Below are 21,537 nucleotides of genomic sequence, written 5' to 3'. Positions count from 1 at the left end.
GGAAAGCTTTCATTTATTTTTATTCACATAATAAAGGCCTGTTAATACATTCGCCTCTAAATCACTTATTCTGACTACTATCTCTCTATTTTGAATCAAGTGATGTTTTTGTGCATATGCCTCAATTCGTGTTTTATAAGGTAATGTACTTTGTGTTACGCCACCTCCAAGTACGATATTATATACATTGAAGATACTATATAGGTTCGTACATAACTTTTGTGTTAAATATATTACTTCTTCAATCATCTGTATGATTTGTTTATTTTTTCCTGCATTATACATTTCTATTGCCTCTCTCGTACTAACTTCTTTGTTAAGCAATAAACCCGCTTTCCTACTTATGGCTAGTCCAGAAATTTCATTTTCAACGCAACCATATTGTTTGCACACAGGGCATTGGTAGTCACTATTATCTTTAATAATTGTATGACCAATCTCACCGAAATTACCATCGCTACCAGAAACTAGCGTACCATTTCTCATGTATGCCATACCAACTCCTGTGCTTATAGTTAAATATATAAAATCCTCTGTCATCGATGAAACATAACGTTGTTCTGCTAATATAGCAGCATCCGTATCATTTACAAAATATGGTTTAAATGAACTATGTTCAGTGATAAATTCACCTGCATTAAAGCCATTGTATTTTTGCAGATTTGGAGGGTTTAAAAATACACCTTGAGTATAATCACATGGCCCAGGCATAGCAATATTTAGTATTGTATCATTTACGTGTTCAACACTTTCTAAATAATTCTTAGCTATATTAATTATTTCAGTAAACTGTTGTTCGGGATTATTTATATACGTTTCAAATTTATGGCTCTCTATAATTTCTAACTCTTCGTTAATCAAACCTACAATTGTCTTTGTTCCACCTATATCTGCACAAATTTTTAACATTGTAATTACCTCCTATAATTGTATAAAAAGGCAGAGATAACTAAAGTTATCTCGCCTTTAATTTTTTATACATAACTAACGATAAATGTCATATCACCTCTAAATGTTATTTCTTCATCCTCAGTAGTTAGTATAAAATGTGTCCCTTTTTCTAAAGTAATAGCTTCGTTATTTACCGTAACTTCGCCATTGCCCTCTACAACAGATACTAAACAATATGATTTTGGTTTTGTATAAGCTAAATGACCATTGATTATCCATCTTTCCACTGTAAAGAACTTATTAGATACAAATTGCGTATAATCCTGACCTTGAACCACTTCATGTTTAGCTGATGTATTTGGTGAGCTAGCCGAAAGGTCAATTACATCTTTACTTTCTTCTAAATGAAGTGTTCTTTTATTTCCTTCTTTATCAGTTCGATCATAGTCATAAATACGGTAAGTAGTATCAGAAGATTGTTGTGTCTCTAAGATTAAGATCCCTTCTCCTATTGCGTGCACGGTACCTGCAGGAACATAGAAAAAATCTCCTGCTTGAACTTTGACTGATTTGAATAATGTATCGAATTGTTTATTATCAATCATTTGATTTAACTCATTTTGATCCTGTGCATTTACACCATAAATAATTTCTGCGCCTTCTTTTGCATCTAAGATATACCAACATTCGGTCTTACCATATTCACCTTCATATTTTTGCGCATACGTATTATCTGGGTGTACTTGTACTGACAAATTATCATTTGCATCTAATATTTTAGTTAGTAACGGAAACTTATCTTCTTTAGGATTTCCAAATAACACTTTGTCTTCTGCCCAAACTTCATCTAATGTTTTACCCTTATGACGTCCATTTTCAATGGCGTTTGGACCGTTCGGATGTGCTGATATCGCCCAACATTCTCCAGTATGAGCATTAGGTATATCGTAGTTAAATGCTTTAAGTGCACTACCTCCCCAAATTCTTTCTTGAAAAACGGGTTTTAATAATAATGGCATTTATTCCTACCTCCCACTTATATTTCTTTAAGTAAATCGTAAATTTGTTGTGTGTGTGTTGCCTCAATTAACTGTTGGCGAATATCGTCGTCCATTAATGTTCGTGATAATCTTTGTAACAGTTTTAAATGTGTATCATTGCTGTCATTAGGTACTGCAATTAGAAATACAATATTAGGCAATGTGCCATCTAAGCTTTCCCAGTCGATACCACGTTTATTATTCATTACAGCGACAACAGGTTGTTTCACTGCCGATGATTTTGCGTGAGGTATTGCGACATTCATTCCAATTGCTGTCGTTGCTTCTGCTTCACGTTTCAGTACAGCATCTTTCAATTCATTTTTATCTATAATGTAATCACCCTTATCTAGTTGATCTATGAGATCGTCTATCGCTTCGTCTCTTGTATTTTTCTTATCGACTATTTTAATAACATCTTTATCAAATACATCAACTGTATTATTTGTCTGTTCAGTTGTTTTCTCTTTATTTATATCCGTTGTAGTATTTGTTGTAGGACTGGCTTCTGATTCGTCATCTTGCTGTTCCGCTGTCATTCCCGTTGCAATACTATTAGTATCAACAGCTAATGCTGGTGTGTTTTTTCTTAAAAATAACACTGCACTCATCGTGACAAGACTACCAACTATCACAGCAATAAAGAACCATAAAATCTGATCTATACCACCTAAAATAGCTACAATCGGACCTCCATGAGCCACTCTATCTCCTACACCACCTATTGCTGCAATAGCTGCTGCTACCATCGCCCCTACCATATTGGACGGAATAATTCTTAACGGATCTTGTGCAGCAAACGGAATAGCACCTTCTGTAATACCAAATAATCCCATAGTAAATGAAGCTTTTCCCATTTCTACTTCACCTTTATTAAATTTACGTTTATTAATAAAGGTAGCTAAACCTAAACCAATAGGCGGCGTACAAACCGCTACTGCAACCATCCCCATTACAGCATAGTTACCTTCAGCAATTAGCGCTGAACCAAATAAGAAAGCAACTTTATTTACTGGTCCGCCCATATCAAATGCAATCATCGCACCTACAATTAATGCTAAGATTACAATGTTAGTACCTTGCATACCTTTCAACCAAGTTGTCAATGCTTCAAAGATACTCGCTATCGGTGCACCAATTAAGAATATAAATATTAATCCCACAATGAGTGATGAGATAATAGGAATTATGATAATCGGCATAATGGGTGCCATCACTTTTGGTGTTTTTACATTTTTAATCCATTTCGCAATGTAACCTGCTATAAAACCTGCTACAATACCTCCTAGAAAACCAGCTCCAGCATCACTACCGTAGAAGCTACCGTCAGCAGCTATAGCTCCACCAATCATACCGGGTACAAGTCCAGGTTTGTCAGCAATACTAACTGCGATGTAACCAGCCAATATTGGCACCATAAAACTGAAAGCTAAATTGCCTATATTTTCAACTGATTTCCAAAATGAATCATCTGGAATCTCCAAACCTTTTGAAGTTGCTTCTCCACCAATTGTCAGTGCAATCGCCATTAACAATCCACCTACAACGATAAAAGGCACCATAAACGATACACCGTTCATTAAATGTTGATAAACCATCTGAATACCAGTTTTAGGTTTATCTTCTTGGCTAGGCTGACTAGTTCCATTAGTTTCATGATGGATATGAGCATCTTTATCAATAATTCGTTGAATCAATACTTCCGGTTTATGAATGCCTTCTCTAACACTTTCGTTAATTAATAACTTCCCATCAAATCTTGATAAATCTACTTGGCGATCTGCTGCAATAATAATGCCGTCTGCTTCTCTAATTTCTTTTGGTGTTAAAACATTTTCTGCACCTACACCACCTTGTGTTTCTACCTTGATATGTACGCCCATATCTTTAGCAGCTTGCTCTAATTTTTCTTGGGCCATATACGTGTGTGCAATCCCATTTGGACACGACGTAATCGCTAAAATTTTCATATCATTCATCCTCCTTAACTCAATTGTAAACGCATTCATAAGATTATAAAAAAGAATAATTGCCGTTACTAGTGGCAATTATTCTTTAATTAAGTGAATGATTTTTTCTTTTAAACTTTGATCTTCAAGCACTAATAATTGGTCTACAGCATTCTCATCCAATTTGGCGATAGTATGAATAATTTTCTTCATTACAGGAATATCTTGTTCCGTAATCGCTAAGAAAAAAACAAGTTTAGCTTTATTTTGTTTCCAGATATAACCTTGCATGTTTTTAAAAATAATTACATGTGATTTTAATACCTTTTCCGGATCACCATGTGGCATACTCATACCATTACCAATATACGTAGAAGAAAACTTCTCTCTTTCCAATGCACTTTTCATGTAATCGTTGGTGACAGCATAATTGTTGTCTAGAACAATTTGAGCTTGTTCAAAAACATAACTTGCAACCACTTGTTCCTGTTTATCTGAGTAAACACTAAACTGAATTGAAGCTAATTCATTTTGATGTAATACAGGGTTTTGCTTATGGTGTAACGCTGAAGCAATTTTATTTTCATCCTCCTCTGAAAATAGAGGAGATACTTCTAAGCAAATTAAGTCATTAGGCAGTTGTGTAGTTTCAATAGTATGTGTAGAAATAAGAGCATCAATATCGCTAAAGTTATAATCATCAATATCTTCTATTTTCAATGTATCTACTATATGAATACTATCATCTATATTTTTAATTTTTGCTTCTAATAAACTAGAAATTCCTAAACCATAATAACAAGTGATAACAATATTAAACGAATCTTTTTTATTGCGATCTATCGAAGATTGAAAATGTAACGCCAAAAATGCAATTTCATCTTCAACTAAATTTATATTCGCATCCTTTGCAAGATGACTCACTGTCTCATATAATGCATTAAACACAAAGGGATAATACTTTTTAATATCTTCAGTTAAAGGATTATTAATATAAACATTCTTTGCTATACGTAAGTAAGTTCTACTGAAATGTGCATATAAATTGTCGCGTAGTTCTTGATCTTCTGTAAAATCAACTCCTACATTTTTCTCCATCTGATGAATCATACGATCGATATAACTTTTAACAAAAACCTGTTCAAAGCCTAAATCGTATTTATTAAAATAATAGCTAATAAAGAAAGATAACAGTTGCGCAGTTTCATCTGAAAGTTGATAACCTAATTCCGAATTGATGTCTGTAATACATTGTTGCGCGATTTTATAAGAGGATTTATCAACTACCCATGAATGACCGTCCTCGTTATTGCGTTTAAATATAATAATTAAATGTATGAGTAATTGTTTTATACGCATTTTAGAGGTTTGTATATGATGTGCATTTAAATTATGTTCAATAATTTGACTAATAATATTGATATGCGCTTTAGGTATTTCATTTAATATCACATCATCAACCGTTTTATTTTCCGAAGATAGTTGATTTAAATGTAAAATCGCATTCCTAATATTCATTTCGTTTCCGTTTACAGTGACGCCTTTTTTCTTAGTTAGATTAACAGTAATATCAAATGAATTGCACCACGACTGAACACGCGTTAAATAATCACTGATTTCTGATTTAGATAACTTAAAGTGATGTGCTAATGAATCTAAAGTTGTGGGTTGTTGATACATTAAAATATGATAACCCAATTTTAGCAGTAGTTCGTTTTCTTTATTTGTAAAATCAGAAACAACTTCTTCTATATACTCTATACTATATAGGTCTTGGTTCATCTTGAAACCACGACCTTTGACACTGACAATTAACGCCGATAATACTTCAACATTTATATATTTAATATCATTCCTCACTGTTCTATTAGAGACGTTTAAGTAATTTGCTATTTCATCTGCGCTTAAAAAATGATTACTGTTGTTGAGTAACAATCTAATGAGTTTAGCATGTCTTTCTAACATCACTGCACCGCGCTTTCTCGTAAATTTACTTTTGTTCAAAGGTTGATTTAATGTTTAAATTCATTGTAGCTATTACCTATTATTTAAGCAAGAAGTGGCTTATTAAAGTTCACATAATAAAAAACACCAATTCAAAAGACATCATCTAATGAATTGGTGTGTAAATGTATTTTATTTTTCTGATGTACGGATAGTTTCTCTAATATATTCGTAAGCTTCTTTAAGCTGTTGCATTTCTTGATCATCCAATTTAATCGCAAACCTCTGTACAATACCAGAACGATCAACTAACGTTGGTAAACTAAATGCACCATCTACTAAGTCATATTCTTGACTGATTGAAGTCAGTGGCATAATAGTACGTTGGTTCAACGCAATAGTTTGTATCAATAATGTCGTAACTTTGGAGATAGCTGCATTGGTCCAACCTTTTTGATAAAAAACATCCATAGATACCTCATTAATAATAGATGTGATATGTGCTTTATCAATTTTCGGGCTATCACTTAGCGCTTCATATTCTGCTAGTGGCATACCATGAATACGTACTTTACTCCACACAGGTATTGCATGTTCCCCATGTTCGCCAATAACAAAAGCTTCAACATTTTTAGGATCGATTTGGTAATGATGAGCGATAATCGTCTTAAATCTTGAGCTTTCTAAAGCAGTTCCCGTTCCAATGATTTTATTAGACGGATAATCTATTTGATTAGCAAAATAAGTCATCGAATCTACTGGATTTGAAACCAAGATAATTATTGCGTCTTGTGTCACTTTAGCTATTTGTTTCGTAACTTTTTTTATAATGTCATGATTGCCTTGTGCTAATAGTGTACGATCACCGTCATTTGTATCTGTTGGCACACTCGCAGCAATCACAATGAAATCAGCGTCTGCTAAATCTTGGTAATCTCCAGCTTTGACCTTGATGTGCGCAGTATTAAATAATCCTTGTGAATGGTTATGATCTAGAGCTTCACCACTTGCAATTTCTTCTTTGTCATCTATCAATATAATTTCCGAAAATAAATTCAAATATTGCACATCCGTTAAAACTTGGCTACCAACTCTTCCTAAGCCAATAATACCTAATTTAGACATACATTACACCCCTTTTTCATTACTGATATATGTTCATAATAATTTATTTTTCATATGGAATAACGTCTTTACCATATTCTTTTTTAATGAATTCTTTCATGTTTTTAGATTGTAAGACTTTTATAAGTGCTTGATACTTTTCATCATCTTTATGTCCTTTTTGCACAGCAACAATATTCGCAAATGGTGATGACTCTGTTTCACTAATAATAGCATCTTTATGCGGCGTTAATCCATTATCTAACGCATAGTTTGAATTCATAATAACTGCAGCACCTTCTTTACTTTCATATGTCTTAGGTAAGAATTCGGCTCCTTGTTTATTATTAAACTTCAAGTCTTTTTTATTTTCTACAATATCTTCAAATTTGGCGTCTTCGATACTAACTCCCTTTTTGATCTTTATTAATCCTTGATCTACAAAGAATGATAAGAATCTGCCTTCTTCAGCTGGATTGTTAGAAACGTATATCGTTGAACCCTTAGGGATGTCTTTAATATCTTTATATTTTTTACTATAAACACCCATAGGCGTAGTAAATACTTTTCCAACTTCTTCTATATCGTAATTATGGTCTTTCTTTTCTGCTTTTAAATATGGTGTATGTTGGAAGAAATTGGCATCTACATCGCCTTTATCTAATAGTTTATTAGGTACTTTATAATCATTTACAGTTTTAACTTCTAAATCATACCCTTGTTTTTTCATTTCTTCTTTCGCATGTTTCAGTACTTCACCGTGTGGTGCTGGTGAAGCCGCAATTGTGATTTTTTTATCCTCATCTTTCCCATTTGTGTTGCCACATGCTGTAAGAACTACAGTTAATATTAATGACAAACTTAAAATAATTAATTTCCTCATAATTTATTTCGCTCCTTATGAATTTTAAAGTTCAAACTAAATAAAAAAATACTTTCTCTTAATTTAACAAGAGAAAGTATTCACCTTCTCTTATCTCTAAAAGTTTAATAACTTTTTGTGAATTAGCACCATTTCGTATAACGACGGTTGCTGGGTTTCATAGGGCACGTCCCTCCACCTCTCTTGATAAGAGTAAATTAATATGTAGTTGTAGTGTTTTTATCCTAGCATTACACTCATGTTTAGTCAATAAAATTTTAGAAAATTCTAAATAATACGTTTATTAACTCTTCCAACCCTGTTCCATGTGAAACAAAAGTCTCTTAAACGATTTATGTTTACATAAGGACCATTGCTACATATGCAACAAGGTTATTTAATGCATGAAGTGCAATAGCAGTAGCTAAACTACGTCGTGTTTTTAAATAGACATATACGATACCTATGGCGATAACAAGATACATAACGATTTCTAATGGTGATTGCGCTTCTGTTACATGTAAAGATGCAAAAATAATTACAGATATCACTGACATTACTATGAAATTCAGTTTTTTTCCTAATTCACCAATTACCAAGTGGCGGAAGAGAAACTCTTCAGTAACCGGTGCAATGATTACAATAGAAAAGAACGCAAGCACTGTTGATAATGGGGTACTAAACATTTGTTGAACTATTAAATCGTTTTGTGTTTCTTCAAACTTCCATTGTTCAGGTGCAAACGCATCGACTAACATAGGAAAAATTAATTTAAATATAAATATGACTATAAATGTAATAACAATGAGTTTCCAGTATTTCTTAATATTAAGGAATCCACTTTTCCACTCAATTTTGTAACTATTTTTATGTAATAACATCCATATAAGCATGATAAAAATAAATACACCAATTTCCATTAATAAAGCAGTCGGACTTGACGTATTAATATCACCATTGAAGTGACTATTACCAGAGCTTATATTAACTGCCAATAATATACTCAAAATTATAATTGATAATATAAAATTACTAGCTAAATAAATGATTGGTAGAAAAAAATCTTTACCTCTAATATCCTTCCATCGATATTTCCTTTCATTTTTAAACGGCATCGTAATCCCTCCTAAAAGTTTATACACAATATACTTTTATATTGCACAATTTCTATTTCCATCAAACATTTTACAGTAATTTAAATATATAGTATAGCTGGTCGTTAAAGTTAAATAATTTAATTTTCAATGCGTAGAAGGAATTGAAAAGTGGTATATAGAGATTAAATATACTATACATATTTGAAGGAGTTGTTATCGATGCGTATATTGGTACTAGGCGCCGGCGGTATTGGTGGCTATTTTGGTGGCCGTTTAGCTGAAGCTGGCAAGCATGTTACATTTTTAGCAAGACCTAAACGCAAATCCTATTTAGAACGAAATGGTTTAGCAATTCATAGTGAAAAAGGTGATTATCATTTTAATCCACAGCTCATCACAAAAGACGACCGTGTCGAACCTTTTGATATCGTACTCTTGTCTTCAAAATCTTATCATTTAGATCATGCTATTGAAGATTTAAAACCGTTTATAGATCATCACACCTTAATTATCCCATTACTTAACGGCGTTGCACATGTTCCAAAATTACAAAATGCTTTTGGGAAAAATAAAATCATGGGCGGTTACTGCATTATAGAAACAACGCTTGATAGCACTGGGGAAATCGTTCAAACTAGTCAATTTGATAAACTCTTTTTCGGAGAATTAGATGGTACTGAAAGTAATCGCGCTAAATATGTTGAACAGGCGCTTTCAGGAACAAAAGCTGAATTCATCCTAAACTCAAGTGTTGAACAAGGTATGTGGAATAAATACTTAATGATTACCGTATTATCAGGTGTGACAACACTCATGCATGCGCCTATTGGACCTATTCGTGATAGCGAAGGTGGTATAGAGTTTATTAAGTCCTTATATAACGAGGCTGCTAGTATTATGCGTAAGCATAATGCACCTATCTCAGATCAAATTGTTTCTAAATATATGAAAGCACTAAATCAACTATCTTATCATTTCAAAACTTCAATGCAACGCGATATGGAAAAGGGACTCAATATCGAAACCGATCATTTGCAGGGGTATTTGTTAGAATTAGCCGCACATTACAATTTAGATGCCCCACTACTTACTTGTGTGTATCAAAACCACAGCGTATATAAAGAAATGTTACATTAAGCAATTAAATATATATAGGACTGTGATAGAAATAGTTTTTTAGCTAAACTTTCTGGGCACTTCCTAAATTTTTTATTATAATGACCAACAACATATTTGTAAGCGACTTATTTTAAATATTTGAACTATTTATTAAGAAAACGGAGGCATTCGTCATGCAATCTAATCAACCTCAACATCCATTTGATTTAGCAACTCAACTCACACAACAGCAATCAGGCGTGTATTCAGGTCATACTTCTAATGACTATGCTAATATGGTCGGCCCCTTCGGTGGTGTCATCGCATCCACATTATTACGTGCAGTTTTAGAACATGATGAAATTCTCGGAGAACCCATCTCTCTGACAATCAACTATGCAGCTCCTATTCAGGAAGAAAAATTTAATATAATAGCCTATCCATCGCGAACGAATCGATCAACACAACATTGGTATATAGAACTCAAACAAAATGATAAAACCGCTATTACTGGAACAGCAATTACTGCTAAACGCCGAGATACATGGTCATCAACCGAACTAGCCTTTCCTGATGTTCCACTTGCAAACGAAGTAACGCTTACATCATTAGAAAACGCACCCCCATGGGCGCAAAACTATGACATCAGAACAATTAAAGGTGTGCCACTAGCAATGGATCCTACTGAACAACCAGATTCTGTCACATTGCAATGGATAAAAGACAAGCCTAATAGAGATTTAGATTTCTTATCTCTTGCGTCTATGTGCGATGCTTTCTTTCCACGTATCTATGTTCGTCGTAAATCATTCGTTCCTATTGGAACAGTGTCACTCACAATATATTTTCACGCTGATTCTAAGTCTTTAGAGAACAATGGAAGCCAATCAGTACTTGGACATACACGTGCCCTTAAATTTTTTAATGGATACTTTGATCAAACAGGAGAAATATGGAGCCACGATGGCAATTTACTTGCAACTACAAGTCAGTTTGTATATTACAAAGAATAAATTTTATACTTATTTGATATTACTATAATTAATAATTTTTGATATAGCGAGGTGTTTAAACTTGAACAAACCAGAAGAAATTACTATTAATACATTAAATTTTGAAGACGATGGGCAAATACCTAATAATCCTTATTTACCTGTTTTAGCTTATCAAAACTTATTTTCAGCGACTGATGATTTGAGACATATATTATCCGCAAATCAATGGGGTAATACTTGGGAAGGCGGTGTTTTCTCTTATCATCATTATCACAGTAATTCACATGAAGTATTATTAGTAATCAATGGAACTGCTCAATTAATAATAGGAGGCAAAAATGGCGCCACTATTAATATTAATGAAGGTGACGCTTTAATATTACCAGCTGGCACTGGTCACAAACTATTAAGTCAAAGTAATGACTTTACAGTTATGGGCGCCTATCCCAATAGTCAGTCTTATGATATTTGTGTTGGTAAAGCAAGCGAACGACCTCAAAATTTATATAATATTGAAAATGTTCCCGTACCTAATACAGACCCAATCTTTGGTAGTCAGGGGCTATTGAAAAAATATTGGACTTAAATATCGTGTTTTTTAATAATAATCAAATAACATTAAAAATGGTCCGTTTCATATCTAAGCTATGGAACGGACCATTAAATTGTTTTAATTATTTAGTTGTCTGCTTGAATGGGTGCAGTTCAAAATTGTCTCATCCTTTATCATTATATGAGCATAGCTGACCTGGACTACGAACTCTTTATAAATAAATTAGGTTTTTGTCCCACTCACCCTAAAATCTATATCATTTTATTATGATATCTATTATTCTTTTACTTCTTTTTCATTTGTACGTTTTTGTAAAATAATAGCTAAAGTTGCAACTACTAAAATTAAAATTACGATGCCGATTATTCCTAGGAATTTGGCGACATTGCCAAACACAATCCCTACAACTAAGAAGTCTGTATCTGAGAATGTCGTCGCTGCGCCACCTAAATCTCCTAAGAAAGGTAAAAACAGTAACGGCAAGAATGTGATTAATAAACCATTTAAAGCAGACCCCGCGACAGCTCCTTTTATACCGCCTCTTGCATTACCAAAGACACCCGCCGTCGCACCTAAGAAAAAGTGTGCTACAACGCCTGGGAGTATCACGACACCACCAAATAAGAACAAGATAAACATACCAATCACACCAACTATAAAACTGACAAAGAATCCTATTAACACAGCGTTCTGTGCATAAGGGAAGACAATCGGGCAGTCTAAAGCTGGCTTTGTATTCGGCACCAATTTCTCTGAAATACCTTTAAATGCCGGTACTATTTCAGCTAAAATCAAGCGTACACCTGTTAATATAATAAAGACACCCGCCGCAAAAGTCACACCTTGTATTAGTGAAAATACAATAAAGTTTTGTCCATTACTAATCTCACTATGTACATAAGTCGGTCCTGCAAATAATGCCGCAACAAAATACAATAATGTCATTGTTAAAGAAATACTAATCGTACTTTCTCTCAAAAAGCTTAAACCTTTCGGAAAATTAATTTCCTCTGTAGATTTTGATTTACCTTTAAATAGTTTTCCAACTTCTCCAGCTGCCCAATAACTTATCGTGCCAAAATGACCTAGAGCAACTTGGTTATTACCAGTGATTTTTTTCATTGTAGGATGTGCCAATGCCGGTAATATAGCCATTATTAACCCCAAAATAATAGCTCCAACAATCACTGTCAAAGTACCTGTAATATTACCGACAGATAATAATATTGCTAAAAATGCTGCCATGTAAAAAGTATGATGACCAGTTAAAAAGATATACTTTAAGTTAGTAATACGTGCAATAATAATATTTACAATCATACCAAATACCATTATTAGTGCTGCAGTTGTGCCATATTGTTCTAACGCAATTGATATAATTGCCTCATTATTTGGTACTACGCCTTGTACACCAAACGCATGTTGAAATATTTTTCCAAATGGCTCAAGAGATTGTGTTACCACATTTGCACCTGCGCTTAACACTAAAAACCCGAGAATTGTTTTAATCGTTCCAGATGTAATATCTGTCGCCGATTTCTTCTGCATAATCAACCCGATAAAAGCAATTAGCGCAACTAATATCGCTGGTTGACTCAAAACATCAACAATAAAATCAAGTATTGGTTTCATTTTACTGCCCCCTTACGTTTTATTTATAAGATATTCAGTTCGCTTAATTTATCATTTAATTTTTGTTGTAATTCTTCTTTGTCCAAAATATTATCTAATACAATAACGTCCCCTAAATTCTTAGTGTTTTCCTCTAAATCTCTACCACAAACAAATAAATCTGCCATATCAGGACTAGCACTCATCACGTCACTGTGTTCCACTTTAATATCTGCTGGCGCGTTTAAATTTTTCAGCGCTTCTTGCGCATTCATTTCCACCATAAAACTACTACCTAAACCGTGACCACATACTACTAAAATTTTCATTTTCCTCATTCTCCTTTAAATATATTTACTATTTCCTTAATTTCTTGGGCTGCTAATAATTGGTTTACTGTATCTTGATTACCTAATTTAGTTGCTAAATCTCTTAAAATGGCCAAATGACCATCATTATCTACAGCACTAAGTACAAATATAAGCGATGCAAAGTGGCCTTCTTCAGAAAAATTAATATGTTTATTTAATTTTAATAAACTTAAACCAATATGTTTCACATCATCATTAGGCCTTGCATGAGCGATTGCAATTTCAGGTGCAATCACAATATAAGGCCCTAATTCTTTCACACTGTCAATCATCGCTGTAACATAACTTGGTTCAAAATAGTCTTGTGTAAGTAAGGGATTTGCAGCTATTGTTATTGCTTGTTCCCACGTTTCTACTTGATCTAATATTTGTACCTTGTCTGCAGACAATATTTCTAAACTCATCTATATCCTCTCCTTACAGTTGGCTTACATGTTTAACGTATTGCATAATAGCTGTTATATTTCCTGAAAATATAGTCTCTCTTGCTGCTTTATCCATAATTAGTGTACTCAGTTGCCTTAACGCATTTAGATGTATTTGAGGTTGTGCTGTAGCTAAAGTAATAACGATGTACACCGGATCATATTGATCATGTGAAAAATGAATACCATTTTCATATTGGATCAAACTAAAGCCCACTGATTGTTTTACATGATCATGCTTTGCATGAATCAATGCAATATGAGGACTAATCACCATATAAGGCCCAAAAGTATCTAATTGACGGATGATATCAGTCGCATATGCTTTGTCTACTATACCGTCTTTTTCCAGCATGGATACAGCTTGTTTAATAGCATCATCACGTGAAAGTACTGGCTGCTGCGTCAATATCCTCGATTGTGGTAACACCTGTTCTAAAGTAGGGCCAATACCACGTAAATCATCAATGTATTGTTCTCTAGAGTGATTAATAATTTCATTTAATTGAAGACGATCATTTCTATCTAAAAACGGCGAAACCCTAATCACAGGTACTGTTACTTGATCGAAAGGGACAGTAGAAATAATATAATCTACTCCTTCATGCTTTAACACACTTTCATCTATCTCATATATAGAATACGCATCCACGACCTCAAGCTCTGGGTAAATGTGAGTAATTCTGCTTTTTAATAATTGTGAAGTTCCTATCCCAGAACCACATAGCAGTACAACTTTGATTCTATTTGTTGTCACAGTCGAAATACGCTCAATTGCTGAGGCAAAATGTAAGGTAATATACGTTAGTTCATTATCATCAAACTCAATATTATAAGTTTCTTCAATGCCCCATATATGTTTTTTTATACCTTCAACCAACTGTTGATATTGCAGAATAACTTCCTTTTTCAAAGGGTTTTCATGTGTCATATCAAATTTCAACCTGTGAATTGCAGGTCTCAAATGAACAATCAAACCGTTTAGTAACTTATTATCTGACATTAAGTCCAAACCTAAATTTCCGCTCATTCGTTCAATGAGTTGTTCCGTTAGAATATCCAAATCATCTATTTCACGATGATGGTATTTTACTCCTGAAGTCTTTGCCCCTAGTAAATGTAAAGTAATAAAAGCAGCTTCACTTTTTGGAAAATTAAGCTTAAAAATCTGTTCTAATTTCCCCTTAATTTGCAAGGCGATTTTAAATTGTTCAGTCTTTTGCAATTTTTTATATTCTTTATCCGGAATCTCAAAGATAAAATCTTCATTCGCTCGATGAATCGCTATCAAAATATGATAAATCAATCCATCAATTGCACTCTGTACAAGTTGATAATTTGCATCAAGCAATATCGAAGCAACACTCAATCGAATTTGTTCTAACTCATGAGTTGAAAACAAATCATGACCCATTTGATGTGTATGCGTTTGAAAATATTCATGAACCATTTCTGCATATGCTTTACGATATGCATTTTCATCGCCCTTAATTAAGAAACCTTTATTCTTCTCATATTTAAGTTGTAAATTGTGTTGCTCTAACCATTGCTGTACGCGTTTTAAATCTTCCACTATCGTACGTCTAGTCACTGAAACCATGGTCGCCAGTACATGAGAAGCAGTAGGTGTTGTAGATTCAAAGAGTTTCAAGGTAATATACAATAACCTTTCGTCTTTGGAATAATGTATAGACGTTGATAAATATTGAGGTTCTACAGCCTTTAGTTTCTCTGATGAGGCCGTGATTCTAATACCATCATATTTATTTCGTTGAATCGTTAAAGCTAATTTACTCGCCATATCTTCAATGTATTCAAGATCATATTGGATCGTCCTCTCTGAAACATTGAAATGTGTTGCTAAATTATGAATTTGCACAAAAGTTTCACGTTCAATAATGAACATCAAAATGTGATACTGCCTCTTGCTTAACATATTAGCAACCTCCTTACACTTATATTGTAACCGCTTTCCTATGGTTATAGATGTGTAATCTACTTCGCCTACTAATACGAAAAATTGCACATCAAAAAATTACATTCCATTTATAAATTATATAATGTCATTTGAATGATCGATAGATTTTTATAATAATTATTTTTAAAAATAAAAAAATGAGACTTCAGCTATCTAGCTTCCATCTCATTCAAACATTATATATTTTATACTTCTCTAATCATATTTAAAAAGCGTTGCAACTCTGTCGTTTGTGGGTGATTAAAAATTTGTTCTGGTGCTCCTGACTCACCAATAACACCATCATGAATAAAGACAATTTTATTAGAAACTTCCTTAGCAAAACGCATCTCATGTGTCACTATAATCATGGTCATTCCTTCGTTTGCTAGGTCTTTTATTACACGTAATACGTCGTTCACCAGTTCTGGATCTAATGCAGAGGTAGGTTCATCAAAAAGCATAACTTTTGGATTCATTGCCAAAGCTCTCGCAATCGCGACACGTTGCTGTTGCCCGCCAGACAATGCATTAGGTCTTTGGTCTTTTACAGCTGTTAAATCTACCCTCTCTAAAAGTGCTAATGCTTGGTGTTGTGCCTCAACCTTTTTCATTTTCTTAACAGTAATTAGTCCTTCCATAACATTTTCTAATGCCGTTTTATGGGGAAAGAGATTATAACTTTGAAAAACCATACCCGACTGCTTGCGCACTTTAATTTGGGATTTTTTATCTTTATTGTCATAAGTTTCACTATTGACGTAAACGGCGCCTTCTGTAGGTAATTCTAGCGCATTAATCATTCGTAATAAAGTCGTTTTACCAGAACCTGAACGTCCAATAAAGGTAACTACCTCTCCTTGATTAACTTTTAAATCAATGCCTTTAATCACTTCTTTATCATTAAATGTTTTCTTTATATTTTGTAATTCAATCATGAATGATACCCTCTTTCAAGATAAGATTCATAAAAGTTTTGGACGAGTGAAATAATAAAACACACAACCCAGTACATAAGCGCAACGAGTAGATATATTGTTAAATATTCATAAGTCGTCGACGCAACTTCTTGTGCTTTTCTAAACATTTCAGCAACAAGTATAAAACCGAGTAACGATGTATCTTTAATTAAACTTAAGAACGTATTACCTAGCGCAGGCACAGAAACTCTTATTGCTTGTGGCAGTATAATACGTTGAATCGTTTGACGATAATTCATACCTATTGAATACGCTGCTTCTGTCTGGCCTTTTGGAATAGACATAATACCTCCACGAATAATTTCAGAAGCATACGCGCCTACATTTAAAGATAGACCAATAATTGCAGCTATTACTGGTGCTAACGTCCATTGATTTTCTGAGTTGTTAGTTAATAGTCTGCCGAGTTCAGGGATACCATAAAAGATAATGAATAATTGTACAATCATCGGTGTTCCTCTAATGATTGAAATATAAAAACGTGCAATGCCTCTGAGTATACGGCTTGTTGATATACGCATTAATGCAGTTACTAGTGCTATAATCAATCCTAAAACAAAAGTCACTAAAGTGATTGGGATTGAAAATTTCACCAATCCTTCAAGCATTGGCATAAATGCTTGTCCAGCTGCATCTAATGCATGTTGTTGCTCTGAATTAAGGTTTAGAAACATCTTCACCAAACCATTTTTCACTTATTTTTGCTAATTCACCATTATCTTTTAACTTTTTCATTGCTTTATTAACTTCTTTGATTGTTTTATCGTCTTCTTTTTTACTGAAAGTCAAAGCAGATTGACTCTTTTCAGCATCGCCTTCAATTGCTTTCACCTTAGCGTTAGGTTTTTGTTTTTTATAGTCTAAGTACGAGATATTATCGTTAAACGTGCCTTCTACTCTGTTTGATTGTAATAAATCCATCGCTTGGTTGAATCCATCAACTTTCGTAAGTTCTGCACCTTTAGATTTTGCTAATTTACCATAGTTTGATGTAAATGTTTGTGCTAATTTCTTACCTTTAACATCGTCAAATGATTTGATATCTGTATTATTTTTATTTACCACTAGCACACCCTGAGAATAAGTGTAAGGTTCAGAGAATTTATATTTTTCTTTACGTTCTTCGTTTATACCAACTTGGTTCGCAACAACATTAAATCTACCCGAATCTAAGCCTGCAAACATTGAATCCCACTGTGTTTCTTTAAATTTAACTTTATAGTCCATTTCTTTAGCTACTGCCTTCACTACATCTATATCATAACCAGTTAATTTATCATTCTTATCATGAAATGAGAAAGGTGCATATGTCCCTTCTGTTCCCACAACAAATGTTTTATTTTCACTAGCGGTTTTATTTTTACTATCGCTTTCTTTTTTACTTGAAGAGTCATTACCGCATGCTGCCAGCCCCACTGTTAAAATTAAAGTAATTAACATCATTAACAATTTTTTCATTTCTTGCCCTCTATTCTTATTATTCTTATCGGATTAAAATTAGTTTATTCCTATCCTACTATTTAGTCAATAGATTTTTATCGATATGATAATATTTTTTTAAATTTCATATAATTTTAATTTTTTGCAATTTTACGTTACCTCTTATTTATAAAGGGTCTCCGAATTTAAAATAAAAAAGCATATTTCCATTATGTTCATGGAGATATGCTTTAAGATTTATTTATAGACTTTTCTTTAACACTTTATATAAGTCAATCATTTCTTGCGCAAGATCTTTAAAAGTAATAGCAGTCATTAAATGATCCTGACTATGCACTGTCAGCAATGTCATTGTTATATTTTCACCCTGCGCTTCTTTAGATAACATATTAGTTTGTATATGATGAGCTTCAAGTATTGATGATTCAGCTTGCTCTAACTTTTGTTGTGCTTCCTTAAATTTGCCTTTCTTAGAAGCAAAAATCGCTTCCATTGCATGACTTTTCGCATCACCACTATAAGCTATAAGAGCCATGGCAAATTCTAATTCTTGTTCTTGTTCAGCCATATATTCACCTCTAATTAACCATTAACTGTTCTGCTATTTTTAACACATTGCCACCATTCATCGTTCCATAATCTCTCATTTCAATAACATCGACTGGTATATTTTTATCACGACACTTTTTATTATATTCTTCTTTTTTAAAGCGTACTTGAGGGCCAAGTAACAGCACATCAACAATGCCATCATCAATTTTTTGATCGGCCTCCGAAGTAGAAACAGCGAAAATATCTCTATCTAAGTTTTGACTCTCTGCTTCTTTTTGCATTTTTTGAACAAGCATACTCGTACTCATTCCTGCTGCACAAACAAGCATAATTGTTTTTTCAGCCATATAAATCCCTCCTCCATTTTTATTTTTAACGTTGAATTGATCTTGCTATCATTGATACTGTATGTCTTTCTCCTCTAATAGCTTTACTTAACTCAAATATATTATTTACTGGAGCCAATCCTCCAAATCCTGCATCACCAATATGCTGTATATCCACACCACAAACTTTATTACGAATTGCAAAATCTCTAATTGTGCTTGGATCAGAACTTTCTTGGCTTGTGCCAATTGCCGACATAACTAACCCGCCATGTTGATGAACTGCCTTAACTATTTCTTTTAATTGAATTTCATCAAAACCTGGTACAGTACCAATTGATGGAGCTAAAATAATATCTGCACCAGCATCTATAAATTTATTTACAAATGTTTTCGTAATTACGGGTTCATCGACACCTGCACTATGCATCTTACCAGCTATAATTAATCCACTAAAATTTGCTCTTGTATCTGCAATAGCATTGACAATTCTTTCATTAGATACCCCAGTACCTGGATTCCCTGTCATACAAATAAAATTTATTCCTAATTGCTCTAATGCTTTTACTGTTTTCGGACTTGCCTGTCTACCTTCACTTATATTTAACTTCTCTTCTGTCATTGTTGCTTGAACATCTACTGGTTCTAAATTCACACCAATCGGTCTGGCTACAAGCTTTCTTAGTTCTTTAATGACATGCTTATTTTCATCTATATTTACAATCTTGGGATCAAATGCATCTAGCCCATTTAATAAAATCAAGTCTGCTCCAAATGCTCTTGATAGCTCTGAATTCGTAATATCAGGAATAACTGGTGTGCGAGTTACGACATTTTCCGCTAGCACTACACGACCATCACTTGCCTTTATACTTTGTTTTAATTCTGCAGATGTCATTTCTACTATTTCTGTAGCATTTGCACTTAATAATCTTTTCACCATATTATCTCCCCTTTATTTTTCAGTTTCCTTCATATTCTCTGCTTCTTTTTGTTCTAAATGTAAATTATATTTTTCCATTGTCCGATAAAAAGGATAATAAAGTAGAATGTCTACAATGATACATACCATTTGAACCACAGACCCACTATAATGACCTGTTGCTAAAAATCCGCTTATTATTGGTGGAATAGTCCAAGGCATCGCAGTACCGTTTGTAAGATGTACTAATCCACTTGCCATAGCAAAATAAGTTATCGTTGCATTAATCATTGGCGCTAAAATAAATGGCACGATAAGTCTCACATTCAATACGACTGGCAAACCAAACAATGTAGGCTCATTAATATTAAATATACCCGGCATTAGCGTCAGGGGTGCCATTGTCTTCGTGATCTTACTAGAGCGTTTCTTAAATGCTAAAATGGCAATCACAATTACCAGCCCAATGGTTGAACCACCACCACCCATAAACACAAAATTATCTATAAATGGCTGTGTAATAATATGCGGTAATTCACCATGTGGATCCACTTGATATGCTAGACGGTTTTCATCTATATTTTTCAACCATATCGGTTGCATAACAGCATTAACTACATTAGCGCCATGAATACCTACAAACCAAAATGCGCTATTGAGACCAACTAGAATAATTGTTCCAATCAATGTGCCACCCATAAGACTTAATGGAACACCCAATGTATTGACAATAAGTTCATGAATATTACCAAAAGGTAAATTATCTAGTAATGTATAGATAATCAACCACATAATAATGATTACAGCTCCTGGTATTAATGCGCTGAAACTTTTAGAGACAGCTGGTGGTACTTGATCAGGCATTTTTATTCTTATATTTCTATTAATAAACCATTGAAAGATTAAACCTGAAATAATACCGACGATTAAAGCAACGAATAGACCCTGGCTCCCCATATACATCTGCGGAATCGCTTCTTCTGGTGCCTTTCCCCCAGTCATTACTTTTGGTGTCACAACTAAAAATGCAGACATAGAAATTATCCCAGCCGAAACGCCATCTGTATTGTATTGGCGTGCAATACTATGTGCTACCCCAAAACTTGCTACTAATCCCATTAATCCAAACGTACCATTAACTGCTTTCATTAAATATGGTTGAATACCTTTTGATTCTAGCCATTCAATCCATCCCGGTATTGCAATACCACTGATGACTAAAAATAATGAGCCAATGATAATTAAAGGCATTGCAACTATAATTCCATCCCTTAATGAAATTAAAATTTTATTAGACCCCAGTTTTGAAGCAACAGGTAATAAATACTTTTCTAATGTGTTATTTAGCTTACTCACATTAACACCCCTTATAAACCCAAACTGAAAACATATTTAAAATTACGATAAAAGTATAGTTAAA

21 protein-coding genes and 1 riboswitch are annotated in these 21,537 nt (G+C 33.5%); of the genes, 3 read left to right on the top strand and 18 right to left on the bottom strand.

The features are described 5' to 3' along the window. Positions 1–9: 9 nt before the first annotated feature. The 7 genes from J5E45_RS07220 to J5E45_RS07190 all read right to left on the bottom strand — a co-directional run bounded on the left by J5E45_RS07220 (position 10) and on the right by J5E45_RS07190 (position 8,905). Complete coding sequence (locus J5E45_RS07220; protein ID WP_039067431.1) at positions 10–909, bottom strand: ROK family protein; 900 nt, start codon at positions 907–909, stop codon at positions 10–12. 65 nt (positions 910–974) lie between these two features. After that, positions 975–1,910: a mannose-6-phosphate isomerase, class I gene (gene manA / locus J5E45_RS07215; RefSeq protein ID WP_208181943.1), complete on the bottom strand. Its 936-nt coding sequence runs from the start codon at positions 1,908–1,910 to the stop codon at positions 975–977. Between the two features lie 17 nt (positions 1,911–1,927). Further along, positions 1,928–3,901, bottom strand: a complete 1,974-nt coding sequence (locus tag J5E45_RS07210) for a fructose-specific PTS transporter subunit EIIC (protein ID WP_069793174.1) — start codon at positions 3,899–3,901, stop codon at positions 1,928–1,930. A 78-nt stretch (positions 3,902–3,979) separates the two neighbouring features. Beyond that, the gene (locus J5E45_RS07205; RefSeq protein ID WP_101094052.1) at positions 3,980–5,845 is read right to left on the bottom strand and encodes a BglG family transcription antiterminator; all 1,866 of its coding nucleotides are present in this window, start codon (positions 5,843–5,845) and stop codon (positions 3,980–3,982) included. A 171-nt stretch (positions 5,846–6,016) separates the two neighbouring features. Further along, positions 6,017–6,949 (bottom strand): lactate/malate family dehydrogenase, encoded by a 933-nt coding sequence (locus J5E45_RS07200; protein WP_069793175.1) that lies wholly within the window; start codon positions 6,947–6,949, stop codon positions 6,017–6,019. A 43-nt stretch (positions 6,950–6,992) separates the two neighbouring features. Next, complete coding sequence (locus tag J5E45_RS07195; RefSeq protein WP_069793176.1) at positions 6,993–7,811, bottom strand: MetQ/NlpA family ABC transporter substrate-binding protein; 819 nt, start codon at positions 7,809–7,811, stop codon at positions 6,993–6,995. Between the two features lie 87 nt (positions 7,812–7,898). Further along, positions 7,899–8,004: riboswitch (SAM riboswitch) on the bottom strand. A gap of 145 nt (positions 8,005–8,149) precedes the next feature. Beyond that, the gene (locus tag J5E45_RS07190; RefSeq protein WP_101050122.1) at positions 8,150–8,905 is read right to left on the bottom strand and encodes a CPBP family intramembrane glutamic endopeptidase; all 756 of its coding nucleotides are present in this window, start codon (positions 8,903–8,905) and stop codon (positions 8,150–8,152) included. A gap of 201 nt (positions 8,906–9,106) precedes the next feature. Here J5E45_RS07190 and panE point away from each other — a divergent pair, with 201 nt between their 5' ends. The 3 genes from panE to J5E45_RS07175 all read left to right on the top strand — a co-directional run bounded on the left by panE (position 9,107) and on the right by J5E45_RS07175 (position 11,566). After that, positions 9,107–10,024, top strand: coding sequence for a 2-dehydropantoate 2-reductase (gene panE / locus J5E45_RS07185; protein WP_208181942.1), 918 nt, complete (start codon positions 9,107–9,109; stop codon positions 10,022–10,024). Between the two features lie 155 nt (positions 10,025–10,179). Beyond that, on the top strand, positions 10,180–10,998 hold the full coding sequence (locus J5E45_RS07180) for an acyl-CoA thioesterase (RefSeq protein WP_039067443.1): 819 nt from the start codon (positions 10,180–10,182) through the stop codon (positions 10,996–10,998). A 61-nt stretch (positions 10,999–11,059) separates the two neighbouring features. Then, positions 11,060–11,566: a cupin domain-containing protein gene (locus J5E45_RS07175; RefSeq protein ID WP_039067444.1), complete on the top strand. Its 507-nt coding sequence runs from the start codon at positions 11,060–11,062 to the stop codon at positions 11,564–11,566. A gap of 243 nt (positions 11,567–11,809) precedes the next feature. Here J5E45_RS07175 and J5E45_RS07170 read toward each other — a convergent pair whose 3' ends face one another. The 11 genes from J5E45_RS07170 to J5E45_RS07120 form a co-directional block, all read right to left on the bottom strand. Continuing rightward, a complete protein-coding gene (locus J5E45_RS07170; protein WP_039067445.1) occupies positions 11,810–13,165 on the bottom strand; it encodes a PTS ascorbate transporter subunit IIC in 1,356 nt (451 codons plus the stop codon). Between the two features lie 23 nt (positions 13,166–13,188). Then, positions 13,189–13,473 carry a PTS sugar transporter subunit IIB gene (locus J5E45_RS07165; RefSeq protein ID WP_069793180.1) on the bottom strand — a complete coding sequence of 95 codons (285 nt, stop codon included), beginning with the start codon at positions 13,471–13,473 and terminating at the stop codon, positions 13,189–13,191. A 5-nt stretch (positions 13,474–13,478) separates the two neighbouring features. Continuing rightward, positions 13,479–13,919: a PTS sugar transporter subunit IIA gene (locus J5E45_RS07160; protein ID WP_069793181.1), complete on the bottom strand. Its 441-nt coding sequence runs from the start codon at positions 13,917–13,919 to the stop codon at positions 13,479–13,481. Positions 13,920–13,932: 13 nt separating this feature from the next. Continuing rightward, positions 13,933–15,876, bottom strand: a complete 1,944-nt coding sequence (locus J5E45_RS07155) for a BglG family transcription antiterminator (protein WP_101094058.1) — start codon at positions 15,874–15,876, stop codon at positions 13,933–13,935. A gap of 227 nt (positions 15,877–16,103) precedes the next feature. Continuing rightward, positions 16,104–16,835 carry an amino acid ABC transporter ATP-binding protein gene (locus J5E45_RS07150; RefSeq protein ID WP_101094059.1) on the bottom strand — a complete coding sequence of 244 codons (732 nt, stop codon included), beginning with the start codon at positions 16,833–16,835 and terminating at the stop codon, positions 16,104–16,106. Then, positions 16,832–17,551 carry an amino acid ABC transporter permease gene (locus tag J5E45_RS07145; protein WP_069793183.1) on the bottom strand — a complete coding sequence of 240 codons (720 nt, stop codon included), beginning with the start codon at positions 17,549–17,551 and terminating at the stop codon, positions 16,832–16,834. The genes J5E45_RS07150 and J5E45_RS07145 overlap by 4 nt, the downstream gene beginning before the upstream one ends. Next, the gene (locus tag J5E45_RS07140) at positions 17,535–18,335 is read right to left on the bottom strand and encodes an amino acid ABC transporter substrate-binding protein (RefSeq protein ID WP_208181940.1); all 801 of its coding nucleotides are present in this window, start codon (positions 18,333–18,335) and stop codon (positions 17,535–17,537) included. Before J5E45_RS07140 ends, J5E45_RS07145 begins: the two co-directional genes overlap by 17 nt. 223 nt (positions 18,336–18,558) lie before the next feature. Beyond that, complete coding sequence (locus J5E45_RS07135) at positions 18,559–18,885, bottom strand: PTS sugar transporter subunit IIA (protein WP_039067454.1); 327 nt, start codon at positions 18,883–18,885, stop codon at positions 18,559–18,561. Between the two features lie 10 nt (positions 18,886–18,895). After that, complete coding sequence (locus J5E45_RS07130; protein ID WP_039067455.1) at positions 18,896–19,216, bottom strand: PTS sugar transporter subunit IIB; 321 nt, start codon at positions 19,214–19,216, stop codon at positions 18,896–18,898. Between the two features lie 25 nt (positions 19,217–19,241). Continuing rightward, entirely contained in the window at positions 19,242–20,138 is an 897-nt protein-coding gene (locus J5E45_RS07125; RefSeq protein WP_107548504.1) for a DUF7916 family protein, read from the bottom strand. Positions 20,139–20,150: 12 nt separating this feature from the next. Beyond that, on the bottom strand, positions 20,151–21,473 hold the full coding sequence (locus tag J5E45_RS07120; RefSeq protein WP_107548503.1) for a PTS sugar transporter subunit IIC: 1,323 nt from the start codon (positions 21,471–21,473) through the stop codon (positions 20,151–20,153). Positions 21,474–21,537 lie beyond the last annotated feature (64 nt).

The sequence above is a fragment of the Staphylococcus shinii genome (assembly GCF_017583065.1).
Classification (GTDB): Bacteria; Bacillota; Bacilli; order Staphylococcales; family Staphylococcaceae; genus Staphylococcus; species Staphylococcus shinii.
Note: the sequence above shows the minus strand (reverse complement) of the source record. Positions and strands in the feature narration are given on the sequence as shown.